At 66.2% G+C, this 10,233-nt stretch carries 8 protein-coding genes; 1 reads left to right on the top strand and 7 read right to left on the bottom strand.

Annotated elements, in window-relative coordinates; all coding sequences use genetic code 11:
• Positions 1-131 precede the first annotated feature (131 nt).
• From murD to rsmH, 7 genes are all read right to left on the bottom strand, one after another.
• Positions 132-1,532, bottom strand: a complete 1,401-nt coding sequence (gene murD / locus AC0L3X_RS10755; protein ID WP_063981537.1) for a UDP-N-acetylmuramoyl-L-alanine--D-glutamate ligase — start codon at positions 1,530-1,532, stop codon at positions 132-134.
• Between the two features lie 7 nt (positions 1,533-1,539).
• Complete coding sequence (gene mraY / locus AC0L3X_RS10750) at positions 1,540-2,643, bottom strand: phospho-N-acetylmuramoyl-pentapeptide-transferase (protein WP_014492955.1); 1,104 nt, start codon at positions 2,641-2,643, stop codon at positions 1,540-1,542.
• A gap of 161 nt (positions 2,644-2,804) precedes the next feature.
• Positions 2,805-4,184, bottom strand: coding sequence for a UDP-N-acetylmuramoyl-tripeptide--D-alanyl-D-alanine ligase (locus AC0L3X_RS10745; protein WP_063981536.1), 1,380 nt, complete (start codon positions 4,182-4,184; stop codon positions 2,805-2,807).
• Positions 4,181-5,653, bottom strand: a complete 1,473-nt coding sequence (locus AC0L3X_RS10740; RefSeq protein ID WP_063981535.1) for a UDP-N-acetylmuramoyl-L-alanyl-D-glutamate--2,6-diaminopimelate ligase — start codon at positions 5,651-5,653, stop codon at positions 4,181-4,183. Before AC0L3X_RS10740 ends, AC0L3X_RS10745 begins: the two co-directional genes overlap by 4 nt.
• An 84-nt stretch (positions 5,654-5,737) precedes the next feature.
• Positions 5,738-7,492, bottom strand: coding sequence for a peptidoglycan D,D-transpeptidase FtsI family protein (locus AC0L3X_RS10735; RefSeq protein ID WP_071910386.1), 1,755 nt, complete (start codon positions 7,490-7,492; stop codon positions 5,738-5,740).
• Positions 7,489-7,881, bottom strand: a complete 393-nt coding sequence (gene ftsL / locus AC0L3X_RS10730; RefSeq protein ID WP_014492951.1) for a cell division protein FtsL — start codon at positions 7,879-7,881, stop codon at positions 7,489-7,491. The genes AC0L3X_RS10735 and ftsL overlap by 4 nt, the downstream gene beginning before the upstream one ends.
• Positions 7,882-7,884: 3 nt before the next feature.
• Entirely contained in the window at positions 7,885-8,874 is a 990-nt protein-coding gene (gene rsmH, locus AC0L3X_RS10725; protein ID WP_063986143.1) for a 16S rRNA (cytosine(1402)-N(4))-methyltransferase RsmH, read from the bottom strand.
• A gap of 430 nt (positions 8,875-9,304) precedes the next feature.
• Between rsmH and AC0L3X_RS10720 the strand changes: the two genes are divergently transcribed.
• Positions 9,305-10,168, top strand: a complete 864-nt coding sequence (locus AC0L3X_RS10720) for an N-acetylmuramoyl-L-alanine amidase (protein ID WP_175618141.1) — start codon at positions 9,305-9,307, stop codon at positions 10,166-10,168.
• Positions 10,169-10,233: the final 65 nt, after the last annotated feature.

Raw genomic sequence — 10,233 nt, 5'->3', positions numbered from 1 at the left:
ATTGGGTGGAATCCCCCGGTGTGCCGGGGGTAACCAAGACCGCCGCGCCCCCGGGGCAAACCCCCGCCCTGGGAATACTGGGTCGCCCGGTCAAGCCGGGCGACGACAGCGGAGCAAGGAGTAGCCGCGCCCTACACCACCGGCTTCACACCCGGCAGCGCCTGTACCAGCTCGCGGAACTTGGTGCCGCGGATCTCGAAATTGCGGTACTGGTCGAAGGACGCGCAGGCGGGTGACAGCAGCACCACTGCATCCGCGAGGCCCGAGGCTTCGGCATCGCGCGCGGCGTGCTCGACGGCGATGTCCAGCGTCTGGCTGATCTCGTGCGCCACCTGCGTGCCCAGCGTTCCCGAAAACTCCTGCGCGGCCTCGCCGATCAGATAGGCCTTGCGGATGCGCGGGAAGAAGCCGGTCAGGCCAGTGATGCCGCCGGCCTTGGGCTTGCCGCCGGCGATCCAGAAGATTTCCGAAAAGGACGACAGCGCATGCGCGGTGGCATCCGCATTGGTGCCCTTGGAGTCGTTGACGAACAGCACGTTGCCGCGGCGGCCGACCTGCTCCATGCGATGCGCGAGGCCCGGAAAGCTGCGCAGGCCGTTCTGCAGCACATCGAGGCTGATGCCCATCGCGAGCGCGGCGGCGGCGGCGCAGGCCGCGTTCTGCGCGTTGTGCTGGCCGCGCAGCGAGCCGATGCCGCCGAGCTTTGCGACCTCGCTCCTCGCGCCGCCCGCGGTGCGCACGATGGTGCCGTGCTCGACATGGATTCCGGAGGCCAGCGGGTTCTTGACGGAGATCCGCACCACGTTCTTGCCGGCGCGGTCGAGCCGGTCGGCGATGTCGCGGCAGAAGCCATCGTCGACGCCGACGATCGCGGTGCCGCCTGCCTGCACGCCGGCGACAAGGCGCTCCTTCACCGCAGCGTAATGCGCGAGGGTGCCGTGACGGTCGATGTGGTCCTCGCTTACATTGAGCAGGATACCGACGGAGGGATCGAGCGAGGGCGTGAGGTCGATCTGGTAGGACGACATCTCGATGACGTGGACGCGGCCCGTGCGCGGCGGTTCCAGCGACAGGATCGCGGTGCCGATATTGCCGCCCATCTGGGTGTCGTAGCCGGCGACCTTTGTGAGATGCGCAATCAGCGCGGTCGTGGTCGACTTGCCGTTGGTGCCGGTGATCGCGACGAACGGCGCGTTGGGCGCGTGACGGCGACGCTCGCGGCAGAACAGCTCGATATCGCCGATCACCTCGACGCCCGCCTCGCGCGCCTTCAGCACGCTCCAGTGCGGCACGGGATGGGTGAGCGGCACGCCGGGCGCGAGCACCAGCGCCGCGAAATTCGCCCAGGAGACATTGCGCAAATCGGCGGTGATGAAACCCGCTTGCGCGGCCTTGGCGACGTTCTCGGCATTGTCGTCGGCGGCAATCACCTCGGCGCCGCCCGCTTTCAACGCGTGACAGGACGCAAGCCCCGAGCCGCCGAGGCCGAACACCGCGACCGTCTTGCCGGCGAAGGATGTGACCGGGATCATCGATCGATCACCGCAGCTTCAGCGTCGACAGACCGGCGAGCGCCAGCATCACCGAGATGATCCAGAAGCGGATCACGATCTGCGGTTCGGTCCAGCCGAGCTGCTCGAAATGGTGATGGATCGGCGCCATCCGGAAGATGCGTTTGCCGGTGAGCTTGAACGACACCACCTGCACGATGACGGAAACCGCTTCCAGCACGAACAGGCCGCCGATCACCGCGAGCACGATCTCGTGCTTCACCGCGACCGCGATTGCGCCGAGCATGCCGCCGAGCGCGAGCGAGCCGGTGTCGCCCATGAAGATCGAGGCCGGCGGCGCGTTGAACCAGAGGAACCCAAGACCGGCGCCCAGCAGCGCGCCGCAGAGCACCGCGAGTTCGCCGGTTCCCGCGACATATTTGATCTGGAGATAGTCGGCGAACACCGCGTTGCCGGCGAGATAGGCGATCATCGCAAAGCTCGCGGTCGCGATCATCACGGGCACGATGGCGAGGCCGTCGAGACCGTCGGTGAGGTTCACCGCATTGCCGGCGCCGACGATGACGAAGGCGCCGAACACGACGAAGAACCAGCCGAAATGCAGCACGGTGTCCTTGAGGAAGGGAATCGTCAGCGCGGTCGACGCGGGATCGCGGTTCAATCGCACCAGCGCATAGCAGGCGACCAGCGCGATGGCGGCCTCGATCAGCAGGCGCAGCTTGCTGCCGAAGCCCGTCGTGGTCTGCTTGGTCACCTTGAGGTAATCGTCATAGAAGCCGACGAAGCCGAAGCCGAGCGTCACCGCCAGCACGATCCAGACATAGGGGTTGAGCGGATTGGCCCACAGCACGGTGCCGACCGTGAGACCGGACAGGATCATCAGCCCGCCCATGGTGGGCGTGCCTTTCTTGGCGAGATGCGATTGCGGGCCGTCGGTCCGGATCGGCTGGCCCTTGCCCTGACGGATGCGCAGATGGTCGATGATCCAGGGCCCGAACAGGAACACGAACAGCGCGCCGGTGACGACGGCGCCGCCGGTGCGGAAGGTGATGTAGCGGAAGACGTTCAGGAAGGTGCGAACGGCACCGAAGCCGGGAAATGTGTTGGAGAGCTCGATCAGCCAGTAAAACATTCAGACGGTCCTATGGCGCCTTTGCACGCGGCCCTGGTGTTGGCCTTGACTTGCCTCACGCGCATTCGCGGGTCTTCTTCATGGGGTCGGGCGACCTCTGGGAAAACGGACGGCTTCGCGCCGCAAAAGGTGGGATTCGGGAACAGCGCCTTCCAAGCAGTTTACGCCTTTGCCTGCAAGGCGGCCACTAGGCCCGGCACAAACTTGTTGACCCAGAACATCTTCTTGCTGCCCTTGACAACCACGACATCGCCTGCCCTCAGCAGATTTGCGACCTCACCCGGCTTCAGCGTGGCGGGGTCGTCGTGCCAGCCAAGGCCCTTGCCCGCCGGCAACACGTCGTACAGATGGCGCATCAAGGGACCCACGCAGTAGACGCCGTCGATGCCGTCGAGATGCTTGGCGAGGGCCGTGTGGTAGTTTGGTGCGTCATCGCCCAGTTCCAGCATGTCGCCGAGCACCGCAATGCGACGGCCGCCGGTCACGTTGCGCGCCTGGAGGCTTTGCAGTGCAGCAGCCACGCTGGCCGGATTGCCGTTGAAACTGTCGTCGATCACGGTGACGCCGCCGATCGCCTGCTCGACGCCGCGGCCGGTCATGATGCCGACCCGGTCGAGCTTGATCGCGAGCGTCGCCGCATCGAGGTTCGCGGCGCGGATCGAGGCGAGCGCAGCGAGCGCGTTCTGCACGCGGTGCGGTGCGCCCGGCGTCAGGCTGAAGGCGATCTCCTTCTTGCCGAGCGCGGCCACGACCTGCCAGCTCTCGCCATGCGGCGCGTGCGCGACCTCGTGCACCTCGGCTTTCTCGCCGAACCGTACCACCTTGCCCTTCCAGTCCGGCGCCTTGATCCCGGCAGGCAGCACCAGCACGCCATCCTCGGGCAGGCCGAGCGCGATCGAGACCTTCTCGCGCCTGATGGCTTCGAGCGAGCCGAGCTTTTCCAGATGCACCGGCTGAACGTTGACGACGAGCGCGACGGTCGGCCGCGTCAGCTCGCTGAGCCGCGCGATCTCGCCGGTCTGGTTCATGCCCATCTCGACGACCCAGAGGCTGGCATCGGGCCTGGCGTTGCACAGCGTCAGCGGCACGCCCCAGAAATTGTTGAAGCTCGATGGGCTGGCATAGGCGCCGGGGTAGGCCGCGAGGAATTCCTTGGTGCTGGTCTTGCCCGCGCTGCCGGTGAGCCCGATCACCGGTCCGTTGAAACGCGCGCGTGCCGCGCGCGCGAGGCCCCAGAGACCGTCGATCAGCGTGTCCTTGACGACGATCTGGGGAATGCGGATGCTGGCGATCTCGTGCGGCACGATCATCGCGACCGCGCCCGAAGCTTCCGCCTTGTCGGCGAACTCCCAGCCGTCGCGCGCGCTGGCGAAGGCCGAGATGAAGCCGCCGCTCGGCGTACCGCTGAGCGCGACGAACAGGCAGCCCGGCTTCACCAGGCGGCTGTCCTGGGTGACGAACTCGATCGGCGTGTCCGGAAATGATCCCGCAGCGCCCAGCGCACGCGCCACTTCGGCAACCGTCCATATTGGCGCGCTCATGCATCCCTCGACGCTAATGCGGCGGCGACCGCCTCGTGATCACTGAAGGGCAGCACCTCGCCGCCGACGATCTGCCCGGTCTCGTGGCCCTTGCCGGCGACGAGCAGCGCGTCGCCGTCTTCCAACTCCTCGATCGCGGTGCGGATCGCCGCGGCACGGTCGCCGATTTCGCGGGCACCTTTTGCAGTCGCGAGGATTTCTGCGCGAATGGCTTCCGGCTTCTCGCTGCGCGGATTGTCGTCGGTGATGATGACGCGGTCGGCGTTTTCGGCCGCGATCTCGCCCATGATCGGGCGCTTGCCGGCATCGCGGTCGCCGCCGGCGCCGAACACGACGACCAGCCGGCGTTTTGCGTAAGGCCGCAAAGCCTGCAACGCCTTCTCCAACGCGTCGGGCTTGTGGGCGTAGTCGACGAAGATCGGCGCACCGTTGCGCTCGCCGACGCGCTCGAGCCGACCCTTGGCGCCTTCGAGATGTTCGAGGCTCGCAAACACGTTGGCCGGATCGCTGCCGGTACCGATCGCCAGACCGGCCGACACCAGTGCGTTCTCGATCTGGAATTCGCCGGCCAGCGGCAGCCGGACCGCATAACGCTTGCCGCGATGTTCGACGGCAAGGACTTGCGAAAAACCTTCGACCTCGGCCCCGGCGAGACGAATGCCCTCGCCTGCCCCGTCGCCGTTGCGGCCGACCGCCATCACGCGCAGGCCGTGCGACCTGGCAGCATTGATTGCCTCCGCCGAGCAATCATGATCGGCGGAGATCACCGCCGCCCCATCCGCCGGGACCAGTTCGCGGAACAGGCGGAGTTTTGCTGCAAGATAATGCGCGACGGTTGGATGGTAATCCATGTGGTCGCGCGAGAGATTGGTGAAGCCGCCGGCGGAGACACGCACGCCGTCGAGGCGGTACTGGTCGAGCCCGTGCGAGGACGCCTCGAAGGCGAGATGCGTCACGCCTTCGCGCGCGATCTCATCGAGCTGCCGGTGCAGCGCGATCGGATCCGGCGTCGTCAGCGAACCGTAGACGGTGCGCTTGGGCGAGACGAGACCGATGGTGCCGATGCTGGCGGAGGCATGCCCCAGCCGCTCCCAGATCTGGCGCGTGAACGCGGCGACCGAGGTCTTGCCGCTGGTGCCGGTCACCGCCGCGATGGTCGCCGGCTGTGCGGGGAAGAATTTGGCCGCGGCCAGCGCCAGCGCGCGGCGCGGATTGGCCACCGTGACGAACGGCACCTTGCTGCCATCAGGTGCATGGTCGCCGACGATCGCCACCGCGCCTGCTGCAATCGCGGCATCGACGAAGCGCGCGCCGTCGGTCTTGCTGCCCGCGAGGGCGAAGAAGAGATCGCCGGGCTTGACCACACGGCTGTCGAGCGCAACGCCGGTCACATCGAGCGCCGCGACAGCGGGCTCGATTGCGGCATCATTGCCTGGAACGTCCTGACCTAGGAGGTCGCGCAGCTTCATGGTCTTCCAGTCGACATGCCGTCCGGAAAGCCGGATCTTCGGAAAAGCCCCGACTCAGCAGCGGCGACGGCCCACCCCCGTTGATTACTGGGTTGTCCTGGATGCTGCAAGAATAAGGCGGTCGGACGGCGGCAGGTCAAACCGTGGCTCGATGCCCAGAAGTGGCGCGATCCGCTCGATCACCTTGCCGCCGGTCGGCACTGCGTTCCAGCCCGAGGTGATGAAACCATGCGTTTCGGGCAGCGCCTGCGGCTCGTCCAGCATGATCAGGATCTGATATTTTGGATTGTCGGAGGGCATGATCGCCGTGAAGGAGTTGAGCACCCGCTTCTTGGCGTAGCGGCCATTGATGACTTTCTCGGACGTGCCGGTCTTGCCGCCGACATAATAGCCCTTGACGTCTGCCTGTCTCGCCGACCCGACCTCCGCATTGAGCCGCATCAGATACCGCATCTTGTCGCTGGTCTCTTGCTTGATCACGCGCTTGGCCATCGCCGCCGCTTCAGCTTCGCTTCGCTTCATGAAGGTCGGCGGAATCAGGTAGCCACCGTTCATCAGCGCGTTGATGCCCATCACCGCCTGGAGCGGCGCCACCGACAGACCCTGGCCGAACGCGATGGTGACCGTGTTCAGCTCGCTCCAGCGGCGCGGCACCAGCGGAGCTGCGCTCTCCGGCAGCTCGGTGCGCAGCCGCGTCAACTGGCCCATCTTGGCAAGGAACGCCTTGTGCGCCTCGACACCCTGGCCGAGCGCGATCCGCGCAGCGCCGATGTTGGAGGAGTAATAAAACACTTCCTTGGTGTTGATGAAACGTCCGAGCGAATGACTGTCGTGGATGGTGAACTTGCCGTAGTGCAGGTTTCCGCGTGCATCCCACGACGAGTTCAAATTGATCTTTCCAGAATCGAGCGCCATCGCCAGCGTGAACGCCTTGAAGGTCGAGCCCATCTCGTAGACGCCCGTGGTCAGGCGGTTGATGCGGTCGGGGTCGTGCGCTTCCTTCGGATTGTTGGGGTCGAAGTCCGGCAGCGAGACCATCGCCACGATCTCGCCGGTCTTGACATTCGAGACGATGCCGGAGGCGGCCTTGGTGTGGTACTTCTCCTTGGCCTTCAAGAGCTCGTCGCGCAGCGCGTGCTCGACGCGCAGATCGACCGACAGCTCGATCGGCTTTTGCAGCCGGTCGGTGGCAAAGCCTGCGCGGTGGAGATCGGCGAGCCCTTGATTGTCGAGCCACTTCTCCATGCCGGCGATGCCCTGGTTGTCGATGTTGACGAGACCGATGAGGTGGGCGACCTCGTTGCCGGTCGGATAGACGCGCTTGTTCTCGCGCAGGAAGCCGATGCCGGGAATGCCGAGCTTGTGGATGTCCTGCTGCTGCTTCGGCGTGATCTCGCGCTTGAGCCAGACAAAACCCTTTCGCGCCGACAGGCGCTCGCGCACCTCGGCCTCGTCGAGGTCAGGCACGGTCGCAGTCAGAAGCTCGATCGCCTCGTCCTTGTCGATGATGCGGCGCGGCTCGCCGAACAGGCTCGCCGCCTTGACGTCGGTCGCGAGGATCGCGCCGTTGCGGTCGACGATGTCGGGCCGCGCGGTCGCGACCACCTCTTGCGCGGCAGCACGGCGCGCGCTGTGGGCGTCGGCACCGATCGCGAACATCACGAGCCGGCCGCCGATCAGGACGTAGACCGAGGTAAAGGCGATCATCGCGAGGCCAACGCGCGCGCGCGCCTTCGCGGCGCGGTCAACGTTGCGCCCGTAGAGCAGGCTGCGGATCAGCCGCTGCCGCCAGGGCTCGGGCGGCTTTTGAGTTGGCTTGGCCGGGGTCACAGCGCTCATTGCTTGTCCTCGGGCTGAGGCACGGAGCCCGTCACCGTATCCGGATCGCTCGCGGCTTCGATGGTGTTGAGCATGGCCCCGATCGGATCCGGCTCGCCCGGCCTGAACATCCGCGGCGGACGCTCCGGCAGGTTCTTCAGCGAGTCATACTGCGTGCCGTTGACCGGCTTGAGCGGCAGATGCCGGTCGGACAGGCCCTGCAGGCGCAAGGGCGCATCGAGCTTGGCCCATTCGGAGCGCAGCGCCGCGATCGCATCGCGCTGCTCGCGGATCTCCGCATGCAGCCGCAGCACCTTTTCGGTGCGCGCCGTGGAGTCCATCTTGATCCGGTAGACATAGGCCGCCGCGAAGATCAGCGCGCCGATGACGAGGAGGTGGATGAAGCGCATGCGCTAGCCACCCCTCATCACGTCGGCGAGCTTTGGCCAGGACGAGGTCTCGCCGTCGTCGTGCGCGGGCGCGGACGTGCGCTCGGCGGCACGCAGTTTTGCGGAACGCGCGCGTGGGTTATGGGCGACTTCCTCTTCGCCAGCGATCACCGGCCGGCGCGTCAGCAGCTGGAAGCTCGGCGCGGTTTGCGCCACTTCCGGCAGATGCCGCGAACCGCCGCCTGTCTTGCTACGCTCGGAGAGGAAATTCTTGACGATGCGGTCTTCCAGCGAATGGAACGAGACCACCACGAGGCGGCCGTCCGGCCTGAGCACGCGCTCGGCCGCAGCGAGCGCGGTCTGGAGTTCCTCGAGCTCTTCGTTGACGAAGATGCGCAGGGCCTGGAACGTTCGCGTCGCCGGATGAATATCGCCGGGTTTCGAGCGCACGACCCGGCCGACGAGATCGGCGAGCGCGCGCGTTGTCGTGAACGGCGTCTCCTGCCGGTCGGCGACGATGGCGCGGGCGATACGGCGCGACTGCCGCTCCTCACCAAAGAGATAGATGATGTCGGCGAGATCGCTTTCCGAGGCGCGCGCGACGATGTCGGCCGCCGTCGGCCCCGCCTGCCCCATCCGCATGTCGAGCGGACCGTCGAGACGGAAGGAGAAGCCGCGGCCGGCCTGGTCGAGCTGCATCGAGGAGACCCCGACATCCATCACGACGCCGTCGACGGCATCGACGCCTTGCGCCGCACAGACCTCGGCGAGATTGGAGAAGCGGTCCTCGACCAGCGTCAGCCGGCCCGCGGAGCGTTCGACCAGCTCGGCCCCGCCGGCGATCGCCGTGCGGTCGCGATCGATCGCAATCAGCCGGGTTCCCGGCACGTCGAGAATGGCGCGGCTGTAGCCGCCGGCGCCGAAGGTGGCGTCGATATAGATCCCGCCCGCGCGCGGCGCGAGATGATCGACCGCCTCACGGCCAAGAACGGGGATGTGCGGAACCGAGCTCATGCGCCACACCCGCAGAGCGTCCATGCGAGATCTGGGACGAGCGAGTCCATTACGCCTCGAATAATTCCGCGTCGCGGCGGTTCCACGACCCAACCCTCGTCCAGCATGGTTACCGAGCCCGGTCATCCCGGGCCGCAAACCCAGTGTTCCCAGTGGAATTTGTCGGGCAGCCATGGGATTTCGAGCCAAAATACGCTTTGGCCGCCTCCGGACGCGGGTCGGCTCTTCAATCCTCAGTAACGGCCCTTAGCGTTAAGAAAGCGTTGATCGGCTTGTTACAAGTCGAAAAGGTGACGCATCGGTGATGCTCCATCCACACACATGCGCCAAAATGCATCCATTAACCGCGCCGCGCGATTGCGCGCGGCGGAGGGTAAAGGAATAGTAAAGAGAAGGGCTTGGCCCACTCTCTGTCCGACTTGAGCTGTCTATGTCGTCCGGTCCTTCCACGCCGTCTGGATCTGATTCGAAACGTCAACGCGTTCTCCCGGTTCCCAAGGCCGCGGCGAACACGCGGACGTTCGAGCCGGATTCCTCGATCGTCTCCGACATCATCCCTTCGCCGAACCATGGCGACCGCAACAAGGGACGGCAGCCGGATATGATCCTGCTGCACTACACCGGCATGCCCGACGTCGAGGGCGCGTTGGCGCGGCTGTGCACGGCGGGCACCGAAGTGTCGGCGCATTACGTCGTGCTGGAGGACGGCCGCATCGTGCAATGCGTGCCCGAGGCCAAGCGCGCATGGCACGCGGGCGTCTCGTCCTGGGCCGGCGAGGACGACATCAACTCCTGCTCGATCGGCATCGAGATCATCAATCGCGGCCATGACTGGGGCTATCCGGAATATCCGTCGCGCCAGATCGCCGCCGTGATCACGTTGTGCCGCGGCATCATGCTTCGCCGCAACGTCGCCGCGCACCGGGTGCTCGGCCATTCCGACGTCGCGCCGGCGCGCAAGAAGGATCCCGGCGAGAAATTTCCGTGGCATTCGCTGGCCAATTCCGGCGTCGGACACTGGGTGACGCCCGCGCCGGTCGTGCGCGGCGAGAGCCTGATGCTCGGCACCATCAGCGACGAGGTGCTGAGCCTGCAGCAGGCGCTCGCCCGATACGGCTACGGCGTGCCGCTGACCGGCAAATACGACGCCGCGACGATGGAAGTCGTCACCGCCTTCCAGCGCCATTTCCGCCCCGCGCGGCTCGATGGTGTCGCGGATCACTCGACGCTGTCGACATTGCAGGCGTTGCTCGCGAGCCTGCCGGCGGATGCGACGGCAGTCGCGGCGAAGTAATGGCGTTCGTCATTGCGAGCGCAGCGAAGCAATCCAGACTGCCTCCGTGGAAACAGTCTGGATTG

This window comes from Bradyrhizobium sp. MI1.7 (assembly GCF_055811795.1).
Note: the sequence above shows the minus strand (reverse complement) of the source record. Positions and strands in the feature narration are given on the sequence as shown.

Excerpts from the sequence above, each read along its gene's own strand:
- ftsL (WP_014492951.1), bottom strand. The coding sequence starts at position 7,881 with ATGCGCTTCATCCACCTCCTCGTCATCGGCGCGCTGATCTTCGCGGCG.
- murD (WP_063981537.1), bottom strand. The coding sequence starts at position 1,532 with ATGATCCCGGTCACATCCTTCGCCGGCAAGACGGTCGCGGTGTTCGGC.
- AC0L3X_RS10735 (WP_071910386.1), bottom strand. The coding sequence starts at position 7,492 with ATGAGCGCTGTGACCCCGGCCAAGCCAACTCAAAAGCCGCCCGAGCCC.
- mraY (WP_014492955.1), bottom strand. The coding sequence starts at position 2,643 with ATGTTTTACTGGCTGATCGAGCTCTCCAACACATTTCCCGGCTTCGGT.
- AC0L3X_RS10745 (WP_063981536.1), bottom strand. The coding sequence starts at position 4,184 with ATGAGCGCGCCAATATGGACGGTTGCCGAAGTGGCGCGTGCGCTGGGC.
- AC0L3X_RS10720 (WP_175618141.1), top strand. The coding sequence starts at position 9,305 with ATGTCGTCCGGTCCTTCCACGCCGTCTGGATCTGATTCGAAACGTCAA.
- rsmH (WP_063986143.1), bottom strand. The coding sequence starts at position 8,874 with ATGAGCTCGGTTCCGCACATCCCCGTTCTTGGCCGTGAGGCGGTCGAT.
- AC0L3X_RS10740 (WP_063981535.1), bottom strand. The coding sequence starts at position 5,653 with ATGAAGCTGCGCGACCTCCTAGGTCAGGACGTTCCAGGCAATGATGCC.